Origin of the sequence: Streptomyces acidiscabies (assembly GCF_020010905.1) — a bacterium.
Taxonomy (GTDB): domain Bacteria; phylum Actinomycetota; class Actinomycetes; order Streptomycetales; family Streptomycetaceae; genus Streptomyces; species Streptomyces acidiscabies.
Map to the genome: position 1 here is coordinate 3,141,146 of NZ_JAGJBY010000001.1, position 23,572 is coordinate 3,164,717.

At 69.6% G+C, this 23,572-nt stretch carries 22 protein-coding genes; 13 read left to right on the top strand and 9 right to left on the bottom strand.

Features of this window, described 5'->3' with window-relative positions:
• Positions 1–74: 74 nt before the first annotated feature.
• Genes J8M50_RS14620 through J8M50_RS14630 form a run of 3 tightly spaced genes read left to right on the top strand, consistent with a single transcriptional unit; the run spans position 75 to position 3,411 of the window.
• Positions 75–1,199 carry a pectinesterase family protein gene (locus tag J8M50_RS14620; protein WP_010355539.1) on the top strand — a complete coding sequence of 375 codons (1,125 nt, stop codon included), beginning with the start codon at positions 75–77 and terminating at the stop codon, positions 1,197–1,199.
• Between the two features lies 1 nt (position 1,200).
• Entirely contained in the window at positions 1,201–2,232 is a 1,032-nt protein-coding gene (locus tag J8M50_RS14625; protein WP_010355540.1) for a pectinesterase family protein, read from the top strand.
• A gap of 57 nt (positions 2,233–2,289) precedes the next feature.
• Positions 2,290–3,411: a right-handed parallel beta-helix repeat-containing protein gene (locus J8M50_RS14630; RefSeq protein ID WP_010355541.1), complete on the top strand. Its 1,122-nt coding sequence runs from the start codon at positions 2,290–2,292 to the stop codon at positions 3,409–3,411.
• 86 nt (positions 3,412–3,497) lie between these two features.
• Here the strand turns inward: J8M50_RS14630 and J8M50_RS14635 are convergent, their stop codons facing one another.
• The 3 genes from J8M50_RS14635 to J8M50_RS14645 form a co-directional block, all read right to left on the bottom strand.
• Complete coding sequence (locus J8M50_RS14635) at positions 3,498–5,156, bottom strand: rhamnogalacturonan lyase B N-terminal domain-containing protein (RefSeq protein ID WP_010355542.1); 1,659 nt, start codon at positions 5,154–5,156, stop codon at positions 3,498–3,500.
• Between the two features lie 133 nt (positions 5,157–5,289).
• On the bottom strand, positions 5,290–6,156 hold the full coding sequence (locus J8M50_RS14640) for a hypothetical protein (protein ID WP_010355543.1): 867 nt from the start codon (positions 6,154–6,156) through the stop codon (positions 5,290–5,292).
• Positions 6,153–6,719: a SigE family RNA polymerase sigma factor gene (locus J8M50_RS14645; protein ID WP_010355544.1), complete on the bottom strand. Its 567-nt coding sequence runs from the start codon at positions 6,717–6,719 to the stop codon at positions 6,153–6,155. Before J8M50_RS14645 ends, J8M50_RS14640 begins: the two co-directional genes overlap by 4 nt.
• A 289-nt stretch (positions 6,720–7,008) precedes the next feature.
• Between J8M50_RS14645 and J8M50_RS14650 the strand changes: the two genes are divergently transcribed.
• Positions 7,009–8,466 carry an NCS2 family permease gene (locus tag J8M50_RS14650; RefSeq protein WP_010355545.1) on the top strand — a complete coding sequence of 486 codons (1,458 nt, stop codon included), beginning with the start codon at positions 7,009–7,011 and terminating at the stop codon, positions 8,464–8,466.
• Positions 8,467–8,468: 2 nt separating this feature from the next.
• Here the strand turns inward: J8M50_RS14650 and J8M50_RS14655 are convergent, their stop codons facing one another.
• The 3 genes from J8M50_RS14655 to J8M50_RS14665 all read right to left on the bottom strand — a co-directional run bounded on the left by J8M50_RS14655 (position 8,469) and on the right by J8M50_RS14665 (position 11,243).
• Entirely contained in the window at positions 8,469–9,917 is a 1,449-nt protein-coding gene (locus J8M50_RS14655) for a peptidoglycan D,D-transpeptidase FtsI family protein (RefSeq protein ID WP_010355546.1), read from the bottom strand.
• A gap of 77 nt (positions 9,918–9,994) precedes the next feature.
• Entirely contained in the window at positions 9,995–10,465 is a 471-nt protein-coding gene (locus J8M50_RS14660) for a GNAT family N-acetyltransferase (RefSeq protein ID WP_010355547.1), read from the bottom strand.
• A gap of 4 nt (positions 10,466–10,469) precedes the next feature.
• Positions 10,470–11,243, bottom strand: coding sequence for an IclR family transcriptional regulator (locus J8M50_RS14665; RefSeq protein WP_010355548.1), 774 nt, complete (start codon positions 11,241–11,243; stop codon positions 10,470–10,472).
• 140 nt (positions 11,244–11,383) lie between these two features.
• Here J8M50_RS14665 and J8M50_RS14670 point away from each other — a divergent pair, with 140 nt between their 5' ends.
• The 4 genes from J8M50_RS14670 (at position 11,384) to J8M50_RS14685 (ending at position 15,952) form a co-directional block, all read left to right on the top strand.
• A complete protein-coding gene (locus J8M50_RS14670) occupies positions 11,384–12,913 on the top strand; it encodes an aldehyde dehydrogenase (NADP(+)) (protein ID WP_010355549.1) in 1,530 nt (509 codons plus the stop codon).
• Between the two features lie 74 nt (positions 12,914–12,987).
• Positions 12,988–13,596: a DUF1349 domain-containing protein gene (locus J8M50_RS14675; protein ID WP_010355550.1), complete on the top strand. Its 609-nt coding sequence runs from the start codon at positions 12,988–12,990 to the stop codon at positions 13,594–13,596.
• Between the two features lie 488 nt (positions 13,597–14,084).
• Positions 14,085–14,816, top strand: a complete 732-nt coding sequence (locus J8M50_RS14680; RefSeq protein ID WP_010355551.1) for a DsbA family oxidoreductase — start codon at positions 14,085–14,087, stop codon at positions 14,814–14,816.
• Positions 14,817–14,899: 83 nt separating this feature from the next.
• Positions 14,900–15,952: an aminotransferase class V-fold PLP-dependent enzyme gene (locus tag J8M50_RS14685; RefSeq protein ID WP_029184116.1), complete on the top strand. Its 1,053-nt coding sequence runs from the start codon at positions 14,900–14,902 to the stop codon at positions 15,950–15,952.
• A 25-nt stretch (positions 15,953–15,977) separates the two neighbouring features.
• Here the strand turns inward: J8M50_RS14685 and J8M50_RS14690 are convergent, their stop codons facing one another.
• A complete protein-coding gene (locus tag J8M50_RS14690) occupies positions 15,978–16,457 on the bottom strand; it encodes a MarR family winged helix-turn-helix transcriptional regulator (protein ID WP_010355553.1) in 480 nt (159 codons plus the stop codon).
• A 189-nt stretch (positions 16,458–16,646) separates the two neighbouring features.
• Here J8M50_RS14690 and J8M50_RS14695 point away from each other — a divergent pair, with 189 nt between their 5' ends.
• Positions 16,647–17,711, top strand: a complete 1,065-nt coding sequence (locus J8M50_RS14695; protein WP_010355554.1) for an alkene reductase — start codon at positions 16,647–16,649, stop codon at positions 17,709–17,711.
• A 135-nt stretch (positions 17,712–17,846) separates the two neighbouring features.
• On the opposite strand, the gene J8M50_RS14700 is transcribed toward J8M50_RS14695, so the two are convergent.
• Positions 17,847–18,389 carry a DinB family protein gene (locus J8M50_RS14700; protein WP_010355555.1) on the bottom strand — a complete coding sequence of 181 codons (543 nt, stop codon included), beginning with the start codon at positions 18,387–18,389 and terminating at the stop codon, positions 17,847–17,849.
• Between the two features lie 196 nt (positions 18,390–18,585).
• Positions 18,586–19,689, bottom strand: coding sequence for a pyridoxal-phosphate-dependent aminotransferase family protein (locus J8M50_RS14705; RefSeq protein ID WP_010355556.1), 1,104 nt, complete (start codon positions 19,687–19,689; stop codon positions 18,586–18,588).
• A gap of 193 nt (positions 19,690–19,882) precedes the next feature.
• On the opposite strand from J8M50_RS14705, the gene J8M50_RS14710 reads away from it, so the two are divergent.
• From J8M50_RS14710 to J8M50_RS14725, 4 genes are all read left to right on the top strand, one after another.
• Positions 19,883–20,728, top strand: a complete 846-nt coding sequence (locus J8M50_RS14710) for a transporter substrate-binding domain-containing protein (protein ID WP_010355557.1) — start codon at positions 19,883–19,885, stop codon at positions 20,726–20,728.
• Complete coding sequence (locus J8M50_RS14715; protein WP_029184117.1) at positions 20,725–21,528, top strand: amino acid ABC transporter permease; 804 nt, start codon at positions 20,725–20,727, stop codon at positions 21,526–21,528. The genes J8M50_RS14710 and J8M50_RS14715 overlap by 4 nt, the downstream gene beginning before the upstream one ends.
• Positions 21,525–22,301 carry an amino acid ABC transporter ATP-binding protein gene (locus J8M50_RS14720; RefSeq protein WP_010355559.1) on the top strand — a complete coding sequence of 259 codons (777 nt, stop codon included), beginning with the start codon at positions 21,525–21,527 and terminating at the stop codon, positions 22,299–22,301. The genes J8M50_RS14715 and J8M50_RS14720 overlap by 4 nt, the downstream gene beginning before the upstream one ends.
• A 63-nt stretch (positions 22,302–22,364) precedes the next feature.
• On the top strand, positions 22,365–23,456 hold the full coding sequence (locus tag J8M50_RS14725; protein WP_010355560.1) for an amidohydrolase family protein: 1,092 nt from the start codon (positions 22,365–22,367) through the stop codon (positions 23,454–23,456).
• Positions 23,457–23,572: the final 116 nt, after the last annotated feature.

Below are 23,572 nucleotides of genomic sequence, written 5' to 3' on the forward strand. Positions count from 1 at the left end.
ACCACCCCAGACGTGCCGGGACGGTCCTGCACACCGTCCCGGCACCCTCCCGCACTCGCGAAGGAGCACCCACCATGCCCTCGCCCCAACTCCCCCTCTCCAGAAGGGGATTCATCACCACCGCCGCCGCAACGGCAGCCACCCTCACCCTCACCTCCACCCCGTCCGAAGCCCAACAACCCCGCGCCACAAGACCGTTCGGCCGCTACGGCTCCCCCTCCACCCGCCTCACCCCCCAAACCCTGTACGTCGACACTGCAGGCCACGGCGACTTCACCTCCGTCCGCTCCGCCGTAACCGCCGCCACCGGTACCGGCTGGACCCTGATCCTCGCCCCCGGCACCTACCGCGAGACGGTCGCCGTCGACGCCACCCGCACCGGCATGACCTGGATCGGCGCCTCCCACAACCCCCGTGACGTGGTGGTCGTCTACGACAACGCGGCCGGAACTCCCAAGCCCGGCGGGGGCACTTACGGCACCACAGGCTCAGCCACGACCACCGTCCAGGCCGCCGGCTTCACTGCCCGCTGGATCACCTTCGCCAACGACTGGCTCCGTGCCGACCACCCCGACATCACCGGCACGCAGGCGGTAGCCATCAAGGTGCAGGGCGACCGCACCGCCTTCCATCACTGCCGCTTCCTCGGCCACCAAGACACGCTGTATGCCGACTCGTTGAGCCTCACCGCGTTCGCCCGCCAGTACTTCACGGACTGCTACCTGGAAGGCGACGTCGACTTCGTCTTCGGCCGGGCGACCGCCGTCTTCGAACGCTGTCACTTCCGCACCCTGACCCGCACCGACCTCGCGGGAGCACCGTACGGCTTCGTCTTCGCGCCCTCCACGGCAGGCGCCAACCCGCGCGGCTACCTCGTCTCGCACAGCCGCGTCTCCAGCCAAGCGCCGGACGCCTACTACAAGTTGGCCCGCCCCTGGGTCCCCAGCTCCGACCCGACGGCCCGCCCGATGCTCACGGTCCGCGAGACCCACCTCGCCGCCGGCATCGACGCGGTCACCCCGTACACGAACATGTCGGACAGCTTCCCCTGGCAGAGCCAGCGCTTTGCCGAGTACCGCAACGATGGCCCCGGCGCGGTGATCACGGTCCCCGAGAACCGCCCCCAACTCACCGCCGCACAGGCCGAGTCGGCGACCAGGGCCGTGTACCTGGGCGACTGGGAACCGGAGGGCTGCTGAGATGCGCCGCCGCGCCTTCCTGATCGGGGGGACAGCCGCAGCGATCACCGCAGCGGCCCCCGCAACCGCCGTACCCACAAGGCGAGTTGTCCACGTCCGCCCCGGCGACTCCGTCCAGGCCGCCGTGGACCGCGTCACCGGCCCCGGCTGGACGATCGTCGTCCACCCCGGCACGTACCGCGAAGTCGTCAACATCCCGGCGGACAGAGCCGAGTTGACGATCAGGGGAGCCGTCCGCGACCCCCGCGCCGCCGTCATCGTCTACGACAACGCCAACGGCACGCCGAAACCCGACGGTTCGGGCACCTACGGCACGGCCGGCTCCGCGACGTTCACCTCGGCGGCGCCCGGCCTCACCGTCCTCGACCTCACCCTCGCCAACGACTGGCTGCGCGCCGACCACCCCGACATCACCGGCACGCAGGCGGTCGCCGCCTACCTCACCGGCGACCGCACGCACGTCGAGAACGTCCGCATCCTGGCCCACCAGGACACCCTGTTCGCGGACACGACCGCGCTGGACGTCTTCGACCGCCAGTACTACCGGCGTTGCCACATCGAGGGAGACGTCGACTTCGTCTTCGGGCGGGCCCGCGCGGTCTTCGACACGTGCCGCTTCCACACCCTCCAGCGGGACGTGACCTTTACTCCCAAGGGCATGGTCTTCGCCCCCTCCACGGCCCGCGCCAACCCCTACGGCTTCCTCGCCGTGCGCGGCCGGATCACCTCCGGCGCGGAGGACGCGGCGTACAAGATCGCCCGGCCCTGGGTGCCGTCGTACGAGACAACTGCCTGGCCCTCCCTGGTCGTTCGGGACACCTGGATCGGGTCCGGCATCGACGCGGTCGCGCCGTACACCAACATGCGCGAGGCGTACCCCTGGCAGACCATGCGCTTCGCCGAGTACGCCAACTCCGGCCCCGGCGCGGTGACTTCGGTGCCGGAGAACCGGCCCCACCTGACGGACGCGGCGGCGGTCGTCCACACCCCGCGTACCTACCTCGGGAACTGGCGTCCCCGAGCGCACCGCTAGCACCACCCCGCACCACCCCAACTCCCCATCCCCCCACGGCGAAAGGGACCGCACTCCATGTCTCGTCGTACTGTTCTCACCCCGCTCACCGCACTCGCCGCCCTGACCATCGGGGCCGGGATCGCCGTCCTGCCCACCCAGGCGCAGGCGGCGACCGTCGTCGTCAGCAACTCCACCGACCTCGCGAATGCCATCAAGAACGCCACCGCCGGTACGGTCGTCCAGGTGCGCGGCGGCACCTACTACCCCACGGCCACTCTCCAGTCGACGGCCAACGGAACCTCCGGCTCGCCGATCACGCTCACCGCGTACGGCTCGGAGACCGTGAAGATCGACGGGTCCTCGATGGCGGCGGGCTCCTGGATCTTCAAGCTGACCGCGTCCTACTGGAACGTCTCCAACATCACCTTCCAGAACTCCAAGGACAGCGCGGTCGTCTGCCAGTCCTGCACCGGCACCACCTGGAACAACGTCAAGACCATCAACGGCGGCGACTCCGGGTTCACCCTCACCGGCGCGAACACGGTGAACAACACCGTGAAGAACCTGGACAGTTACGGCAACTACGACGCCGCGACACATGGCCAGAACGCGGACGGCGTCGCCATCAAGTTCGGCTCCGGGACGGGCAACAAGGTCACCGGAGCGCGTCTCTACAACAACTCGGACGACGGGATCGACCTCTGGTCCTTCTCCTCGCCGGTCACCATCGAGCACACCTGGGCCTTCGGCAACGGCGTCAACCGCTGGGGCGACTCCGCGTTCGAGGGCAACGGCAACGGGTACAAGCTCGGCGGCAACGGACCCTCCGTCGCCCACGCCGTCAACAACTCGGCGGCCTGGGGCAACGCGGGCAACGGTTTCACCGAGAACAGCAACACCGGCGCGATCGTCATCAACCGCACCACCGCGTACGCCAACGGCAAGTGGGGCTACTACTTCGCGACCGGCGCCGCGAAGCTCGGCAAGAACCTCGCCGTCGGCAACGGCGGCGGCTCGGTCAGCAAGGGGTCGGGCGTCACGTCGTCCGGCAACAACTGGGACTCCGGCGTCGGCACGCCGTCCTTCCGCTCCACGGACGCGTCCTCGACGTACAACTCCCGCAGTTCCAGCGGGACTCTGCCCGCGACGACGTTCCTGACGACCGGGTCGACGACCATCGGCGCGACCATGGACTGACGTACGCCGCAACCGTTCCCCGCGAAAGTTGCGAACGACTTTCGCGGGGAACGGCAACCTTTTCCCGCCGCCGCGACGACCGAGCGCTAGAGCAGATCGATGCAGTCGAACGCCGTCCCCGGGCTCAGAAATGTTTCGCCGCTCGAACCGCTGACGATGTTCAGGGTCAGCACGTTGTCCGCCCCCAGCGCCGTCGCCGGCACCGTGTACGTGAACGTGTGGTTGTTCCCCCGGTACGACCCCGTCGTCAGCGACCGCGTCGACGGCTGGGACGGCGCCACCGGGACCGCCGAGGTCCACCCGTTCACCGTCACCCGGGGCCGCCCGCCCGCGAACGCGTCCGTCACCCCGATCCTCAACGTCCGTGCCGCCGACGCCTGTTCAGCCGTCAGCTTGAAGTGGACCTGGACCCCGTCGTTCACGGCCTTCCACATGTACGCCGGGAAGGACGCCGCGTCCCCGCTCCCGATCGTCACGTTCCCCGTCCACTTCGCGGCGCGCGCGTCGGAGGGGTGCGCGTACGTCATGAGCGCCGCGTTCTTGAACTCGGACGGCGTGCCGTTCCAGTCACCGAGCCGCCAGACCGCCCTGGCGGTGGACGGATCGCCGCTGATGGAAAGGGAGTTGAGAGCGGTGGTCGTCCCCGCAGTCACCTTCACCGTCGCCCGGTGCACTGCCAACTCACCCTTGTAGACGGTGAGTTGATACGTCCCCGGCAGCATCCCCGCACACGAGAACGCCCCGGTCCCGCCCGCCGCCTTCGTCCAGTACTGCGCGTCCGCGTTGGCGAACCCCACGGTGTACGGGTGCGCCGAGGACATCCCCTTGAGCCCGACCCCCGCGACCTTGCCGCGCGCCTTCTTGCCGACCCAGCCGGTGATGCCGAGCCCGTCGGCCCAGGACGCGTCGAGGTTGCCGTGCAGCAGCGACGACGCGGGAGCCCCGCCGCCGGTGAAGGCGAGGACGTACGGCCCCTGGAGACCGAACCGCTCCGGCTCGGTCTGGGCCTGGTTGTAGTGGAGGATCTCGTACAGCCCGGCGCCGAGGTCGTTGGAGTGACGCAGCAGCGAGCGGTAGAAGGGACCGCCGGAAGCCTTCTCGTGGTTGGAACGCACCATCCACAGCGCCGAGTCGGCACCCTTGAAACCGACATAGTCGTAGTCGATGACCCGCTTGCCGGAGTAGTGCTTGGAGTGGGTCGTCCCGTCACCCCGCCGCCAGACGTCCCCCGCCTCGATCACCTTGTCCGAGGCCTCGATCCAGGAGTCCGACCCCTCGTTGGGGAAGACGCCGGGCTTCAGACGGACGAGGAAACGCGTTGCCGTGAACGACGCGTCGGCCTTGTTCGTCCACAGGTACACGTTGTCCTGGCCGCTGCGGGCCGCGAACCACTGGGTGATCGGGCCGTGCACCGCCTTGACGAGGATCGTCGAGCCGGACTGCCGCACGGTGACGGCCGCGGAGCCGAGACCCGACTCGACGTGCGAGTGCCGGCCGCCGTACCCCTCGTACTCCTTGCCCTTGTAGACCAGCGAAGTGATGTCGCCGGTCGTCTTCGAGACCTTGAAGACCAGGGAAGCACCCGTGTTGACCACGTAGTTCCTGCCGTCGTCGGCGTACCCGAAGGCCGCCGCCGATGCCGAGGAGACGACCCCGGCGACCCCGGCCGCGCCCACCGCGGCGACGGCGATCGCGCTGCCGCCGAGGACACGGCGGCGGGAGAGGTGTTTTCTGTGCGTGCTCAAGGGTGGGGCTCCGTCGGTCAGGGGGGTGCTGCCGTCCTGAAGTTGTCACCGGTGGGGAAAGGGTTGCCGCTGTTGCGGAAACTTTTTCCGACACAGCTGGAGAACGCGGCTGGAGAACGTGCCGTGAACGCCCTCAGGAACCGGACTTGGCCGATTTGTCCGAGTCCACCGCCGCGAACCCCCCGCCCACCGACCACGCCTTGCCCTCGGCGGTCCCGCCGACGACGTACGTATCGCCCCGCGCGTCCCGCCCACCCCGGTCATGGTTGTACTGACCGGCGAACACCCACTCCCCGGAAGGCACCGTGCGCCCGTCCTTGAGCACCCACGTGTAGACCAGGAACCCGTCCTTCTCACCGACGGTGAACGCGAAGTCGTCCTCCGGCAGCGCCCGCCAGGCCCCCGTGTTCGTCACCCCACCGGTCTGCGCGACCTTCAACTGCACGGTGAGCGCGGTGAGTTCCTTCGACGCCTTGACCGTGACGTCGCTCTGCGCCCAGAACTCGTTGCTGTGCGCATCGATCGAACCGTCGGACGACAGCGGCCCGTCGCTCGTCCCGGCTGCCGGCGGAAGAGTGCCGACCTGCGGCGACGGCGACGCCCCTGCGGTACGACTCGGGCCGGGATCCGTGGACTTGGGCGCCCCACCCTTCGAACTCGGCGACGGAGACGGCGAGTTCGGCGGACGGCTCGTCGCGTCCGGCGACGCCGTCGGCGTGGGGGAGACCGCGACCGTCTGCTCGGCCGGCGGCTCGCTCTTCACCACCGACGCCACCGCGTACCCGCCGACCGCGAGCATCCCGGCGACCGCCGCCGTCGCGCCCACGATCCGCGCCCAGCCGAGCACCGGCCGCGTCGAGCGGTGGCTCTGCGGGTCCGGCGCGGCCATCATGCCGCGCTCCACGCGGGCCAGGATGCGCGCGCGGTCGGGCTCGTGCTGCTCGGTCGCTTCGTGCAGCCGGGCGCGCAAGTCGTCGTGCACGTCCCGGCGCATGGTCATCGGTCCCTTCCCGCGGACTCGGAGGTGCGCGCCACCGCGGCGTGCACCCGTTTCGGAGCCTTCTCGGCGCCGAGCAGTTTCTGCAACTCGGCCATCCCCTTGGAGGTCTGGCTCTTCACCGTACCGACCGAGACCCCGAGGGCGAGCGCGGTGTCCTTCTCGGAGAGGTCGAAGGCGTGCCGCAGCACGACGCAGGCGCGCTTGCGGAAGGGGAGTCTACGCAGTGCGGACTGCACGTCCACCACACCGGCGACGTCCGGGTTCTCCGTCTTCTCCTCGCGCTGCGACCAGAACAGCGCGATCCTGCGCCGTTCCCGCACCGCGCTGCGGATCTTCGTCCGCGCCAGGTTGGCGACGACGCCACGGGCGTACGCCACCGGGTGGTCGGCCGCGCGCACCCGGTCCCAGCGGTGCCACAGCGCCAGCAGCGCGTCCGCCGCCAGGTCGTCGGCGGTGTCCGACTCTCCGGTCAACAGGTAGGCCAGCCGCGACAGTTCGGCGTAGTGGCGGTCGAAGAAGGCATGGAACTCCACGGAGGCGGCGTCGTCCACGACTGTGCCCACGGGTTGACCTCTTCTCGATGTGCGACGTTCCGGCGCTCGGTGGGGGTCGGCGCCCATGTGTGCCATGTGGATGACATGGGGATGCCCCGGGGAGATTGCCGGGACGAGATGCGGAAGCGTAGCAGTGATCGACTTGTGCGTTTCGTACGGGTCTTCGAACGCTGTGTGAGGGACCGGCCGTTGCGGATCCCGAATCCGTAACACGGCGAAAACCTGAAGAGAGTTCAACGCGGGAACAATCCAGCCAGCATCCGCACATTGATCCAACCGGCAACCAGGAGTGTCCGCCATGTCCGAGACGCAAGAGAAGACCGACCGGCCCAGTGCCGCACCACCCGCGCTGAACGGCATCGACCGGTTCTTCCGGATCTCCGAACGCGGCTCGACGTTCGCCCGGGAGACACGCGGCGGTCTCGCGACGTTCTTCACGATGGCGTACATCCTTGTCCTGAATCCGATCATCCTCGGGAGCGCCAAGGACAAGTACGGCCACACCCTCGACCCGGTCCAGCTGACCACCGCCACCGCGCTCGTCGCCGCCGTGATGACGATCGTCATGGGCGTCGGCGGCAACCTCCCGCTCGCCCTCGCCGCCGGACTCGGCCTCAACGCGGTCGTCGCCTTCCAGATCGCGCCGCTGATGAGCTGGGACGACGCGATGGGCCTCGTCGTCCTGGAAGGGCTGCTGATCTGCGCGCTCGTCGTCACCGGGCTGCGCGAGGCCGTGATGCACGCGATACCGCAGCCGCTGAAGCAGGCGATCAGCGTCGGGATCGGGCTGTTCATCGCGTTCATCGGCTTCGTGGACGCCGGGTTCGTCACCCGTATCCCCGACGCGGCGAACACCACCGTGCCGGTTCAGCTCGGCGGCACCGGCAACCTCTCCGGCTGGCCCGTCCTCGTGTTCTGCCTCGGCGTGCTGCTGACCATCGGGCTGCTCGCGCGCAAGGTCAAGGGCGCGATCCTGATCAGCATCGTCGCCATGACCGCCCTCGCGATGGTCATCGACGCGGTCGCCGACATCAAGAGCTGGGGGCTGACGACGCCGAGCTGGCCCGACAAGGTCGTCGACACCCCGGACTTCGGGCTGATCGGCCACTTCAGCCTGTTCGGCGCGTTCTCCGCGCCCGGCGTCGGCGTGATCACCGTCGTCCTGCTGATCTTCACGCTGATCCTGTCGGACTTCTTCGACACGATGGGTACGGTCGTCGGGATCAGCGCGGAAGCCGGGCTGCTGGACGAGGAGGGCAAGGTCCCGAACCTCGGCCGCGTCCTGCTGATCGACGGCGTGGCCGCCGTCGCCGGTGGCGCCTCCTCCTCGTCCTCCGCGACCTCCTACATCGAGTCCGCGGCAGGCGTCGGAGAAGGCTCACGCACCGGGTTCTCCAACCTGATCACCGGTGGTCTCTTCGCCCTCGCCCTCTTCTTCACCCCGCTCCTGACCATGGTCCCCCTCCAGGCCGCCGCGCCCGCCCTCATCGCCGTCGGCTTCCTGATGATGACCCAGGTCAAGCACATCGACTGGGACCGCTACGAGATCGCCATCCCCGCCTTCCTCACCATCGCCGTGATGCCCTTCACGTACTCCATAACGAACGGCATCGGCGCCGGGTTCCTGGCGTACGTGCTGATCAAGACGGTCCTCGGGAAGGCGCGGGACATCCACTGGCTGCTGTGGGGGACGAGCGCGCTGTTCGTCGTGTACTTCGCGATCGACCCGATCGAGCAGATCCTCGGCACGAAGTAGAGCTAGTTCTTGACGGCCGCCTCCATCATCGCCTTCGCGACGGGGGCGGCCAGCCCGTTCCCACTGACCTCCGACCGCGCCGCGTCCGACTGCTCGACCATCACCGCGACGGCCACTTCCTTGCCCCCGGCCTTCGCGTACGACGTGAACCAGGCGTACGGCGTCTTGCTGTTGTTCTCGCCGTGCTGCGCCGTCCCCGTCTTGCCGCCGACCGTCGCCCCGCTGATCCGCGCGTTCGTCCCCGTCCCGTCCTGGACGACCGTCTGCATCGCCGACTGGAGCTGCTCGGCGGTGCCCGAGCTGACGACCTGCCTGGTCGTCGTCTCCCCGTCCACGTCCTCCAGGACGTCACCGCCGCTGTTCGTCACCTGCGACACCATGTGCGGCGAGACCAGCTTGCCGCCGTTCGCGATCGCCGCCGACACCATCGCCATCTGGAGCGGCGTCGCCGTCACGTCGAACTGGCCGATGCCGGTGAGGCCCGTCTGCGCCGGGTCCATGCCCTTCGGGTAGACGCTGGCGTACGGGCGCACGGGGACGTCCTGCGCCTCGTTGTTGAACCCGAACTTCTCCGCCATCGCCCGCACCTTGTCCTGCCCCAACTGGACGGCCATGTGCGCGAAGACGTTGTTGCAGGAGTACTGGAGCGCGACCCGGATCGAGGCGTTCGTGCACGGCGCGGACGCGTTCTCGTTGGCCAGCACCTGCCGCGTCCCCGGCAGCGTGTACGGGTTCTCGCTGTCCGTCCTCGCGTCCACGTTGTCGTACAGGCCGTCCTCCAGCGCGGCAGCCGCGACGACCAGCTTGAACGTCGACCCCGGGGGCAACGGCTGCCGCAGCGCGCGGTTGACCAGCGGCTTGTCCGCGTCCGCGTTGAGGCTCTTCCAGGCCGAGCCGGCCGTGTTCGCGTCCGTCAGCGTCGAGGGGTCGTACGACGGGGTCGACACGACCGCGAGGATGCGCCCCGTCTTCGGGTCGACCGCGACGGCCGCGCCCTTGTTGTCGCCCAGCGCGTCGTACGCGGCCTTCTGGACGGCCGGGTCGATCGTCGTGATCACGTTCCCCGGCGCGGCGCGCTGGTCCGTGACCGTGTCCATCACGGTCTTCAGGCGCGTGTCCGTGCCGTTCAGCACGTCCGCGTAGATGCCCTCCAGCTGCGTCGGCGCGTACGCCTGCGAGGCGTACCCCGTCACCGCCGCGTACAGCTTGCCGTTCGTGTACGTCCGCTTGTACTTGAGGTCGCCGCTCGTCCGCGCCGACCCCGTCACCGACTTCCCGGCCACGATGATGTTCCCGAGCGGGTCCGAGTACGTCTCGATCGCGTTCCGCCGGTTCAGCTGATCGTCCGCGAGCGCCTGACTCTCGTAGAACTGCACCCATGTCGCCCTCACCAGCAGGGCGAGCACGAGCAGCAGCGTGAAGACGGCGGTACGCCTGATGGTCCTGTTCATACGAACAAACAGACGAACGCGAACGGCGAAGAGTTCCCGTCCGCCCGTTTTCTCACCCGACGTTCATGTACGCGCGATCAGGCGTCCAGCACCAGGACGGCTTCCTCGATCTCGCTCCCGCGCGCGTGCGCGTACCCGGAATCCCGCCCGCTCTCCCGGAACCCGCACTTCTCCAGCACCCGCAGCGACCCCACGTTGTCGAGTGCCACGCGCGCGTACAGCGGCCTCTCCGGAACCTCCGCCAGCAGAGCTCGCAGCGCGGCTGTCGCGATCCCGCGTCCCCAGTAGAACCGGTCGACCCAGTAGGTGACCTCCCGCTCGTCCGGGTCGCCGTACACCGCCGCGTGCCCGATGACGTCCCCGTCGGCCAGGATCGTGCGCAGGATGGCGTCAGAGGCGAGGTTGCGCTTCCAGTGCGCGTCGAAACGGTCCCGGTCCGTCGGGTCCTGAGGGGTGAAGGCGGCCATGTACACCGACTCGGGGTCGGCCATCTGCCGGAAGAAGACCGGCAGATCGCTGTCGTGCACCGCGCGCAGTACGACGTCCATGCGATCAGAGCCTACGTGTCGCCAGTGTCAGCCGGTCGCGCGCGTCGAACAACGCGTCCTTGACGAGCTGTTCGTGCGCGGGCGTCAGGCGGGCCACCGGGACCGAGCAGCTGATCGCGTCCCGCGCGGGCGTGCGGTACGGGATCGCGACGCCGAAGCAGCGCAGGCCCAGCGTGTTCTCCTCGCGGTCGACGGAGAAGCCCTGTTCGCGGATGACGTGCAGTTCCTCGATGAGCTTCTCGCGGTCCGTGATCGTGTGCTCCGTGAGTGCCGGGAGGGTCTCCGGGAGCATCTTGCGGACCTGTTCGTCCGTGTACGTCGACAGGAGGGCCTTGCCGAGGGACGTCGAGTGCGCGGGCAGGCGGCGTCCCACGCGCGTGAAGGGGCGCAGGTAGTGCTGGGACTGGCGGGTCGCGAGGTAGACGACGTTCGTGCCGTCGAGGCGCGCGAGGTGGATCGTCTCGGTCGTGTCGTCCGACAGCCGGTCGAGCGTCGGGCGGGCCGCCGCGACGACCTCGTCGCCGTCGATGTACGACGTACCGACCAGCAGCGCGCGTACCCCGATGCCGTACCGCGTACCCGTCGCGTCCGTCTCCACCCAGCCCAGCTCCACCAGCGTGCGCAGCAGCATGTAGAGGCTGGACTTGGGGTAGCCGACGGCCTCCTGGACCGCCGCGAGGGAGTGCATCCCGGGCCGGCCCGCGAAGTACTCCAGCAGCTCGACCGTCCGCACCGCGGACTTGACCTGTGCCCCGCCCCCCGCCTCGCCTGCCGACATCGACTGTGACCCCTTCGTTCGACGAGAAGCTGAAGTTATAGTCTGCAACAGCATATTCACCAGCACAGACAGCGTTCAGTATATCGAACAGTGCTGGTGGCGACAGGACACCGCGGCACGACTTGTTGGAGGGACCCCCGGTGGCAGCAGCACCAGTCTGGAGCGTCGACCCCCGAACCGGGAAGCAGCGGGAGCAGGTCGCCGACGAGGCGACGGCCCAGGAGGTCGACGCCGCCGTCCGCGCCGCCCACGCCGCGCGCGCCTCCCTCGCCGACCGCACCGTCCGCGCGGCCTTCCTACGCAGCGCGGCCGACCAGCTCGAAGCGGCCAAGGAAGCCCTCGTCGAGACCGCCGACGCGGAGACCGCGCTCGGCCCGGTCCGCCTCAACGGCGAGCTGGCCCGCACCTGTTACCAGCTCCGCGCCTTCGCGGCCATCGTCGACGAGGGCGCCTTCCTCGACGTCGTCATCAACCACCCCGACGACACGGCCACGCCGCCGATCCCGGACCTGCGCCGCTACAAGGTCCCGCTGGGCGTCGTCGCCGTCTACTCGGCCTCGAACTTCCCCTTCGCCTTCTCGGTCGCCGGCGGCGACACCGCGAGCGCGCTGGCCGCCGGCAACCCGGTCGTCGTCAAGGCCCACCCCGACCACCCGGGGCTCTCCGAGCTGGTCGCCAAGGTCGTACGCCGCGCCGCCGCCGCGCACGGCATCCCCGAGGGCGTCCTCGGTCTCGTCCACGGCTTCGAGTCCGGCATCGAGCTGATCAAGCACCCGCTGGTCGCCGCGGCCGGCTTCACCGGCTCCATCCGAGGGGGCCGCGCCCTCTTCGACGCCGCCGCCGCGCGCCCCACGCCCATCCCCTTCCACGGCGAGCTGGGCTCCCTCAACCCGGTCGTCGTCACGGAGGCCGCCGCCACCGAGCGCGCGGAGGCCATCGGTACGGGCCTCGCCGGCTCCATGACCCTCGGCGTCGGCCAGTTCTGCGTCAAGCCGGGCCTGGTCCTCGTCCCCTCCGGCGCGGCGGGCGACGGCCTGGTCAAGTCCCTCACGGCCGCCGTCAGCGACACGGACGCGGGCGTCCTGCTGGACCACCGCATGCGCGACAACTTCATCGCGGGCGTCGCCGAACGAGCCCAACTCCCCGACGTGGAGTCCCCGGTGACCCCGGGCGCGGGCGGCGAGCACACGGTCAGCCCCGGCTTCCTCACGGTCCCGGCGGCCCGCCTCGCCACCGAGGGGGACCACGACCTCCTCCTCGAAGAGTGCTTCGGCCCGGTGACCGTCGTGGTCCGCTACGACGACGACGCCGAGGTCACCTCCGTCCTGTCCCGCCTCCCCGGCAACCTCACCGCCACCGTCCAGCTGTCGGAGGCGGAGGCGGCCGGAGAGGGCCGCGGCACCGACCTCCTTGCGGAGGTGACCCCCCTAGCAGGCCGCGTCCTGGTCAACGGCTGGCCCACGGGCGTCGCGGTCGCCGCCGCCCAGCACCACGGGGGCCCGTACCCGGCCACGACGTCCACGTCCACGTCCGTCGGCGGCACGGCGATCGAACGCTGGATGCGGCCGGTCGTCTACCAGACGACGCCCACGGCGCTGCTGCCGCTGGAGCTGCGGGACGAGAACGAACTGGGCCTGCCCCGGCGGTTCAACGGGGTCCTGGAGCGCTAAGTCCGTAGGGGGCGTGGGGAGTTGCTGCCCCGCGCCCCTGAGCGGCGTCAGCCGTACCCTGCGATGATTCGCCCATGGATCTCTCGCTTCCCGAACTCCCCTTCCCCCTAAGGACTTACGGCCCCGCCGGCCACTGGTCCTACGACGACGGCGTGCTCAGCGGATGGGCCGGGGCGCGACAGGACCGCTTCGTCTCACCCACCGAGGAATCCCTGGAACCGGCCTCCGACGCCCCCCGCCTCCTGGGCGCCCCGGAGGGAGACTTCCAGCTCATCGCCCGCGTCACCGTAGGCTTCAAGTCCCCCTTCGACGCAGGGGTGTTGTACGTCCACGTGGCAGACCGGGCCTGGGCCAAACTCTGCCTGGAACTCTCCCCGACCACGCCCACGGTCTGCACGGTGGTGACCCGGGGCCACTCGGACGACGCCAACTCCTTCACGGTGGACGGTAGTTCGGCCTGGCTCCGCATCAGCCGCACCGGCCGGGCCCTGGCCTTCCACGCCTCCCGCGACGGCGAACACTGGACCTTCGTACGCCTCTTCACCTTGGGCGACACGGAAGAAACGGGCGCGGCTCTGATCGGCTTCATGGCCCAGTCCCCGATGGGCGAACAGTGTGTGGTGACGTACGACCACATCGAGTACCGCCCGTACTGGCCAAAGGACTTGAGGGACGGCAGCTGACGGGAATCACCCGCTCTGCTCCCGCAACTCGGCCAACCGCCGCCGATACAAGGGCCCAGCAGCATGAGCCCCCCGAGCCTTACTGGGCGTGGACTGCTCGACCAGATGATGAGCAACAGCCTTGAGATGAGCCGACCAGGCCAGCACATGCTGCTGAGCAGGCCGCCCACACTCCTGAGGCTCACCGGGAAGGCAGAGCGGCAGAGCCGGACTCACCTTGTTGACGGCATGCCGAACACAACGAGCAATAGCAGCCCACTCCTCCTCGGTCCGCTGCACCCCGGTACTGGCACTCTCCCACCCCCAGGGCCCGAAGTCGTCTCCATGGTCATCCACGCAACAACTCCTGATCTCACGACAAACCAGACAGGGCGCGGTAGATGCTAGCGGCCCCGAACGGCCAGGCGGGAATGAACCAGCCTGGTTGAACGTTCACGCAAGACGGCGGAGGAAGTCTCCGCACGAGACGACCGGAAAGAGCCGAAGACATGCGCGTCGAGATCTGGAGCGACATCGCCTGCCCGTGGTGCTACGTGGGCAAGGCCCGCTTCGAGAAGGCGCTGGCGGCCTTCCCGCACAAGGAGCAGGTGGAGGTCGTCCACAGGTCGTTCGAGCTGGACCCGGGCTGGAGCAAGAGCGAGAACGTCCCGGTCATCCCGATGATCGCGAAGAAGTACGGGATCAGCGAGGCCCAGGCGGAGGCGGCGGAGGACAACCTCGGCACGCAGGCGGCGGCGGAGGGCCTGGCGTACAGGACGAGGGGCAGGGACCACGGCAGCACGTTCGACATGCACAGGGTCCTGCACTTCGCGAAGGAGCAGGGCAGGCAGGACGAGCTGATCCAGATCTTCTACCGGGCGAACTTCGCGGAGGAGCGCTCCGTGTACACGGAGGGTGACGAGCGCATCGTGGAGCTGGCGACGGAGGCGGGCCTGGCCGCGGACGAGGTCCGCAAGGTGCTGGCGGACCCGGAGGCGTACGCGGACGCGGTACGGGAGGACGAGCAGGAGGCGGCCCAACTGGGCGCTACGGGCGTGCCGTTCTTCGTGCTGGACCGCAAGTACGGCGTCTCGGGAGCCCAGCCGGCGGAGGTCTTCGCGCAGGCTCTCACCCAGGCATGGGGCGAACGCTCCCCGCTGACGCTGCTGGACCAGGGCGACGCGGAGGCATGCGGCCCGGACGGCTGCGCGGTCCCGCAGCGCGAGGAAACGGCACGGTAACCGTTCTCCATTAAGTGCGCCTTGAAGGTACGGCGTAGCAAATAGCGATGGACGACGGCCACCAGCACCCGCACAGTGGACGCATGGAGACGCCGTTCACGAACCTCGTCCGCGCCGAATTCGCCCCCCGCACCACGTACCTCAACACGGCCAGCAGCGGCCTCCTCCCCGCCCGCGGTGTCACCGCGATCCAGGAAGCGGTGACGCTACGGGCACAGGGACAGCTGCTGGACCAGCTGTGGGCGGACGTGGAGACCTGCCGAGCCGCGTACGGAAGGCTGGCCGGCGTCCCCGCGGAGCGAGTCGCGGCGGGCCCCTCGGTGGCCACGCACACGGCCCTGATCGCCGCGTCCCTCCGGCCCGGCGCCGAAGTCCTCACGGCGGAGGACGACTTCACGTCCGTACTGAACCCGTTCCACGTCCGGGGCGACCTGAAGGTACGCGCGGTCCCGTTGGACCGGCTGGCCGAATCGGTGCGCCCCGGCACGGAGTTGATCGCGGTGAGCGCGGCCCAGTCGGCGGACGGCCGCATCGCGGACCTCCCGGCACTGAGGGAGGCGGCGCGTCGGCACGGCGCCCGCACATACGTCGACTTCTCCCAGGCGGCGGGCTGGCTCCCGTTCGACGCGAACGAGTACGACTACACGGCGTCCGTCACCTTCAAGTGGCTGCTGGGCCCGCACGGTTCGGCGTTCCTGACGGTCCCGGAGGACTTCGGCACCCTCGTCCCCCTCCTCGCGAGCTGGGTCGCGGCGGAAACCCCGTGGGACAGCTGCTACGGCCCGGTCACCGAACTCGCCCACTCCGCAAGGCGGTTCGACACGACACCGGCGCTGTTCAGCTACGCGGGCCTGCGGGCGTCCCTCGAACTCGTGGAGGAGATAGGGGTGTCGGCGATCCACGCGCACGACCTGAGCCTGGCCGACCGCTTCCGTACGGGAGTCGAGACGCTGGGCCACCGGGCGCTCCCGGCGGACGGCTCGGCGATCGTGTCGGTGCCCGGACTGGGCGTGCGCCAGCCGGAGTTGGCGGAGAAGGGCATCCAAGTCTCCAACCGGGCGGGCAACTTGCGGGCGTCCTTCCACCTCAACAACACGCGGGAGGACGTGGACACCCTGCTGGAGGCGCTGCGCTGAGAACACCCGGCGCCCGCCCGTACGGTCAGCAGTTCTCCGGCGGGTCCCCCGTGCAGAGGTTCCCCTCCACGCGCCGCAGCATCGACAGGAACTGCGCCCGTTCCGGGCCGCTGAACCCGGCCAGCGCCCGCTCCTCCAGCTCCACCCACACCCGCTCGACCTCCTCCAGGATGCGCGAGCTGGTGTCGGTGGCCTCGACGAGGACGGCACGCCCGTCGGCCGGGTCCGGCAGCCGCCGTACGTGTCCGGCCTGCTCCAGCCGCTGGAGCATCTTCGTGACCGTGGAGGGGTCGAGGTCGAGGAGTTTCACCAGGTCGGACTGGCGGGCGGCGCCGCAGCCCCAGAGGTGCATCATCACCAGCTCCTGGCCGGGGTGCAGGCCGAGCCCGCGCAGCAGGCCCGCGCTGGTGTGGCGGTGCAGCCGGGCTGCGCGCATCAGGGCGTGGTTCATCGGACCGCCGGAGCGTCGCTTTTCGGCGGTGCCCGTGTGTTCCCCGGCCTCCATCGGTCACTCCCCGCCTCGTCTTCCGCTGTCCGGAAGTCTACCGCCGCCCTCAAGATGCTTGGCCGACCAAACAATGGGGTAGGGTGGCGTTCGTCGACTTATTTGGTCGGCCATATAAATAATGGCGTGACCTGTTGCGCAACCGGTTGTGCAACTCGTCGTGCACCCCGCTGTCTCCTGGAGTCTCACGTGACCACCGCGTTCGATCCGATCGACCTCTCCGGCACCCCCCTCGCCAACCGCATCGTCATGGCCCCGATGACCCGCAGCCGTGCCGCCGAGGGCGGGCTGCCCACGGCCCTCACCGTCGAGTACTACGTCCAGAGGGCTACGGCCGGACTGATCGTCACGGAGGGTATTCAGCCGTCCGTGGTAGGCCAGGGCTACCCCAGTACTCCCGGACTGCACTCCGCCGAGCAGGTCGCCGCGTGGCGCGAGGTCACCGATGCCGTGCACGAGGCCGGCGGCCGGATCTTCGCCCAGATCATGCACGCGGGGCGCATAGGCCACCCCTCGCTGCTCCCCGAGGGCGTCGTCAACGTCGGCGCCTCGCCCGTCGCCGCGAACGGGCAGGTCTTCACCGCCGAGGGCCCCAAGGACATGATCGCGCCGCGCGAGCTGACCGGTGACGAGATCCGCGAGACCGTCCAGGACTTCGCCACCGCCGCCCGCAACGCGATCGACGCGGGCTTCGACGGCGTCGAACTCCACGGCGCCAACGGCTACTTGATCCACCAGTTCCTCGCGCCCGGCACCAACCACCGCACCGACGAATGGGGCGGTACGCCGGAGAAGCGCATCCGTTTCGCCGTCGAGGTCGCCCGCGCCGTCGTCGCCGAGATCGGCGCCGCCCGCACCGCGATCCGCCTCTCGCCCGGCAACCACCTCAACGACATCTCGGAGCCCGACCCCGAGCCCGCGTACACCGCGCTGATCGCCGAGCTGGACCGTCTGGACCTCGCCTACGTCCACGTCATGGAGGTCGGCGACATCCGTGAGCTGACCCTGGCGCTGCGCAAGAGCTTCAGCAACGCGTTCGTCCTGAGCCCCGCGACCGACGGCCCCACCGGCCCCGACGCCCTCTCCCTCGTCGAGGACGGCACCGCGGACCTGGTCGCCTACGGCCAGCTCTTCCTCGCCAACCCCGACCTCCCCGCCCGCCTGAAGTCCGGCGGCCCGTTCAACCAGCCCGACGTGGCGACGTTCTACGGCGGCACGGAGAAGGGCTACACGGACTACCCGACGCTGGGCTGACCCTCAAGGGGCTGACCCTCCTCAGGGGGCTGGCTCTCAGGTAGGGGGGTGGGGGTACGAGGTAGAGGCGCCCGGCAGCACAGCCGCACGCCCCCCACCCTCACCCCTACCCCTCACCCCCTCATACCTCCGCCCTCACGCCCCCGTCGTCCCGTCGATCGCCTCGCGCAGGATGTCCGCGTGCCCGTTGTGCCGGGCGTACTCCTCGATCAGGTGGACGAGGATCCAGCGCAGACTGAGGGGCGTACCGGCGAACGGACCGTCGGCGAGGTGCCCGGTCTCGTCGAGGGAGCGCCCGGCGATCAGCTCCTGACTCCGGGCGATCTCCCGGTGCCATACGTCGAGCGCCTCGTCGAGACCCCGGCCGGGGGAGAGGCGGTAACCGGTCTCCTCCTCGTAGACGTACGGCACCTCAAGACCCGCGAACGCCCGCTGGAACCAGTTCCGTTCGACCTCGGCCATGTGCTGGACGAGCCCGAGGAGCGTCAGCTCGGACGGCGCGGCGGCGGCCCGCCGCACCTGCTCGTCGTCCAGCCCGGCGCACTTCAGCTCCAGCGTCGTCCGGTGAAACGCGAGCCAGCTCTCCAGCATGGCGGACTCGTCCGCCGTCCACGGCGGGACGGGCCGCCCGTCGGGAAGGGCGAGCGGGGGAGTGGGGGTGGAGGAGTCGGTCGTCATACGGGGAGCATGGCGCAGCCGACGGGGGTGCGCGGAGGATTTACGGCGGCGGCGTCGCGAGGACGCGGAGGATGGCCGAAACCCTCGTACCCCAGGACTACCCGGGTACCCCGGCACCCCTCGGGAGACGCCCGTGCCGCGCGCGGCTACCCCTCCAGTACCCCGTACTACAGGGGTAGCCGCGCGCGTAGTACCCCTATCCCCAGGCCTCTTCCGCAGCGCGCCCAGCCGCCCCGGCGTCCGCCTCCACCCCTCGCTCCACCAGCACGTCCCCGAGCACCGACAGGCACGCCACGACCACGTCCAACGCCGCGTGAGCCCCGTAATGGTTCACCCGGATCATCTCGGCGGCCAGCGCACCCCCACCAGCCGCGAGCGGCAACGAAGGGTCGAGCTCCAGGGCCCGCGCGACCAGCTCCGAGGCCGGGAGGCCCGACGGCGTCCGCAGGGTCGTGGCGACGGGGGCCGCCTCGCCGGCGTCGTACACGTACGGCTCCAGGCCGCCGCCCAGCGCCCGCACGCCCGCGCGGGTCGCGGCAGCGGCGGAGGCGTGGCGGGACATGACCGTGTCCAGGCCCTCCGCCTCGATGCGCTTGACGCACGCCTCCAGCGCGAGCATCTCCAGCTGCGCGGGCGCGTGCAGGAGAGTCTTGCGACCGGCGTCGACCCAGCGCTCCTTCCAGTCCAGGAGGGAGAGGTACGAGCGGCGCGGCGCCCCCGGGTTCGCGGCCATCCGCGCCCACGCCCGCTCGCTCACCGACACCGCCGACACCCCGGCGGGCCCGCCCATCGCCTTCTGCGCGCCGATGACGCACAGGTCGACCCCCCACACCTCAGGCAGTACGGGTTCGGCGCCGACGGAGGCGACCGCGTCGAGGTAGAACAGGGCGTCGTAGTCCCGTAGTACCTCCCCGATCTCCGCGACCGGGTTCGTGTTGCCGGTCGCCGCCTCCGCGTGGACCAGGGACACGAAGTCGATCGCGGGATGCGCGGCGAACGCCTCCCGGACCTGCGCCGCCGTCACTGCCGTGTGGAACGGCACCGCGAGGTCGATCACCGTCGCGCCGCAGTCCCGCAGCCAGTTCCCGAAGGTCTGCCCGTAGGGGCCGGTGATGATGTTCAGCGCCGTCGTCCCGGGCCCGGCACTCGCCCGGATCGCCCCCTCCAGCGGCAGCAGCGCCTCGCCCTGCATGATCACGACGTCCTGCGAGGTGCCCAGCAGCTTCGCGACCCGGTCCTCGATCGAGGCGAAGTGCGCTGCGCTCAGCGGGGGGAGGTCGAGGAGGGGATGGGTGGTCACGGCGCTGCTCTTTTCGCTGCTCACGAACGGTCGACGCACAAGAGCGTAAACCCGTACCCGTTCATCCGTACGGCCCCCACCACCCCCGGCCCGATTTGAGAGACGGCCCGGCCTCCCTGATCGTCGGTACTACATCACTACGACCGCAGAGCTACATCAGGGAATACCAGGGCAACCCCCTACGGAGGTCCACGTGCACCCGCTCCCCGGCCGCCGTACCCGCCTGAAGGCCCTCACCGCCGCAGCCCTCCTCCTCGCCGCCCTCACCGCCTGCACGTCGAGCGACGACGGTGGTTCCAAGACGGCCGCAGGAGGCGTGCAGCTCGCCAAGGCCGGACAGCTCACCACCTGCACCCACCTGCCCTACCCGCCGTTCCAGTCGGAGATCGACGGCAAGGTGCAGGGCTTCGACGTCTCCCTGATCGACCTCGTCGCCAAGGACCTCGGCGTCAAGCAGACGATCCTCGACACCCCCTTCGAGAACTTCAAGACCGGCGCCTTCCTCAACTCGGGGGAGTGCGACGTGGCCGCCGCCGGCATGACCATCACCGCCGAACGCAAGAAGAACGTCGACTTCTCCGACCCCTACTTCGATGCCACCCAAGCCGTCCTGGTCGACAGCAAGAGCGGCCTCACCTCGCTCGCCGACGTCAAGACGAAGAACGCCAAGCTCGGCGCACAGGCCCAGACGACCGGCGAGGACTACGCGAAGAAACAGGGCTTCGACCCGGTCTCCTTCGAGTCCTCCGACGCCGTCCTCAACGGCCTGCGCACCGGCCAGGTCAAGGCCGTCATCATCGACTACCCGGTCGTACAAGGCTGGCTGAAGACCAAGGCCAACGCGGACGCCTTCAAGGTCGTCGACAACCTCAACACCGGTGAGCAGTACGGCTTCACGGTCAAGAAGGGCAACACGAAACTCCTCGCCGCCATCAACAAGGCGCTCGCACAGGCCCGTTCGGACGGCACGTACAAGACGCTGTACGAGAAGTGGATCGGCCCGTACGACGCCGCAGCGGCCTCGCCGTCCGCGTCATGACCGAACAGGGCGTGCAGGCGGCCAAGTTGACGAGACGCCAGAAACAGCGGCTGAGCCGCGCCGCCCAGTACGCCGTCTTCGTCGCCGCCGTCCTCGCCTTCGCCCTCGGCGCCGACTGGGGACGCCTGCGCAACCAGTTCGCGCAAGGAGACATCGCCCGCCAGATGTTCCCGGACGTCATCACGCTGGCCCTCAAGAACACGGTCCTGTACACCCTGTCGGGGTTCGCCCTCGGCCTCGTGCTCGGCCTGGTCATCGCGCTGATGAGGCTGTCGTCCGTCGGCCCCTACCGCTGGGTCGCCGGGGTCTACATCGAGATCTTCCGGGGCCTGCCCGCCCTGCTCATCTTCGTCTTCATCGGCGTCGCCGTCCCGCTCGCCTTCCCCGGCACCGAGATCGTCGGCGGCACGTACGGCAAGGCCGCGCTCGCCCTCGGCCTCGTCGGCGCCGCGTACATGGCGGAGACGTTCCGTGCCGGCATCCAGGCGGTCCCCAAAGGGCAGACGGAGGCGGCCCGTTCACTCGGTTTCAGCCCTGTCCGCGCGATGCTCTCCGTCGTCATCCCGCAGGCCGTCCGCATCATCCTGCCGCCGCTCACCAACGAACTGATCATCCTGTTCAAGGACTCGTCGCTGGTGCTGCTCCTCGGCGTCACCCTGGAGGAACGCGAACTGTCCAAGTACGGGCGGGACTTGGCGAGTACGACGGCCAACTCGACGCCGATCCTGGTCGCGGGGCTCTGCTATCTGCTGGTGACCGTGCCGCTCGGGTTCGTGGTCCGGCGGATGGAGTCCAAGTGAGCGGCCCTGAGATCCAAGTCACCGGCCTCCACAAGGCGTTCGGCGACAACGAGGTCCTGCGCGGCATCGACCTGGAGGTCGCACGCGGCGAGGTCGTCTGCGTCATCGGCCCCTCCGGCTCCGGCAAGTCGACGCTCCTGCGCTGCGTCAACCTGCTCGAACAGCCGACCCGCGGAAAAGTCGTCGTACGCGGAGTCGAACTCACCGACCCCGACGTGGACATCGACGCGGCCCGGCGCCAGATCGGCATGGTCTTCCAGCAGTTCAACCTCTTCCCGCACCTCACCGTCACCGAGAACCTCACCCTCCCCCAACGCCGGGTCCTGAAGCGGGACAAGAGGACCGCCGAACGCGTGGCCCACGAGAACCTCATCCGCGTAGGCCTCCAGGACAAGGCCCACGCCCGTCCCGCCTCCCTCTCCGGCGGCCAGCAGCAACGCGTAGCCATCGCCCGGGCGTTGGCGATGGGCCCCGAGGTGATGCTCTTCGACGAACCCACGTCCGCCCTGGACCCCGAGCTGGTCGGCGACGTCCTCGCGGTGATGCGGATGCTGGCGGACGACGGCATGACGATGATGGTGGTCACGCACGAGATGACGTTCGCAAGCGAAGTTGCGGACAGGGTGGTGTTCATGGACGGCGGGGTGGTGGTGGAGGAGGGACCGCCGAGCAGGGTCATCGCGAACCCGGCTCATGAGCGCACTCGCCTGTTCTTGTCACGGCTACTGGACCCGGCGGCGACGGGGATCGACGGCGAGGACGACATCTTTTAGGGGCGCGGGGAACTGCGCGACCAGCCACAACGCGCCCGCACCCGAAGAACTATCGTGCACGGCATGAACGATCAAGCGGTGCTGCACGTGAAGGGCCGAATCCTCGTCGGGCCGGACGACATCCGCGACGACCTCTGGGTCATCGACGGCCGAGTCTCCTACGACCGTCCCCCCACCGCTCGCGAAATCCACACGGTCGAGGGGTGGACGCTTCCCGGCCTCGTAGACGCCCACTGCCACGTCGGCCTCGGCCCTCACGGCCCCGTTGAACAGGACATCGCCGAGCAACAGGCCCTCACCGACCGCGAAGCGGGAACCCTCCTGATCCGCGACGCAGGCTCCCCCTCCGACACCCGCTGGGCAGACACCCGCGACGACCTCCCGAAGATCATTCGAGCCGGCCGCCACATCGCCCGCACCCGCCGCTACATCCGAGGCTACGCCCACGAGATCGAACCCGAGGACCTCACGGAGTACGTCGCCCGGGAGGCCCGACGAGGCGACGGCTGGGTCAAGTTGGTCGGCGACTGGATCGACCGCGAGGTCGGCGACCTCACCCCGACGTGGCCCCGGGAAGCGGTAGAAACCGCTATCAGCAAAGCGCACAGCCTCGGCGCCCGAGTCACCGCGCACTGCTTCTCCGAGGACTCCCTGCGCGACCTCGTAGAGGCCGGCATCGACTGCGTCGAGCACGCCACCGGCCTCACCGACGACACCATCCCCCTCTTCGCGGAACGCGGCGTCGCCATCGTCCCCACCCTCGTCAACATCGCGACGTTCCCGACCCTCGCGGCAGGCGGCGAGGCGAAGTTCCCCCACTGGGCGGACCACTTGCGCCGCCTGCACGAACGCCGCTACGACACGGTCCGCAACGCGTACGACGCCGGGATCCCCGTCTTCGTCGGCACCGACGCCGGTGGCACCCTCCCGCACGGGCTCGTCGCCGAGGAGGTCGCCGAACTCGTCACCGCCGGGATCCCTCCCGTCGAGGCGCTCGCGGCGACGACATGGAAAGCACGCGCATGGCTCGGGCGGCCCGGCCTCGACGAGGGTGCCCCCGCCGACCTCGTCGTCTACGCGCAGGACCCGCGAACGGACGTACGGGTACTGGCCGATCCGTCACACGTGGTGCTGAACGGCCGTGTCATGAGGTGACGCTGTGTCGAACAAGTGAATGACGTACCCACGATCGTGTGAACTCGTCCTGGTTCGCTGACCGTTCGCTCGTACTGCGTAATTCTTTCGGGGTCCCGAGCAATTTCTACTGAGGG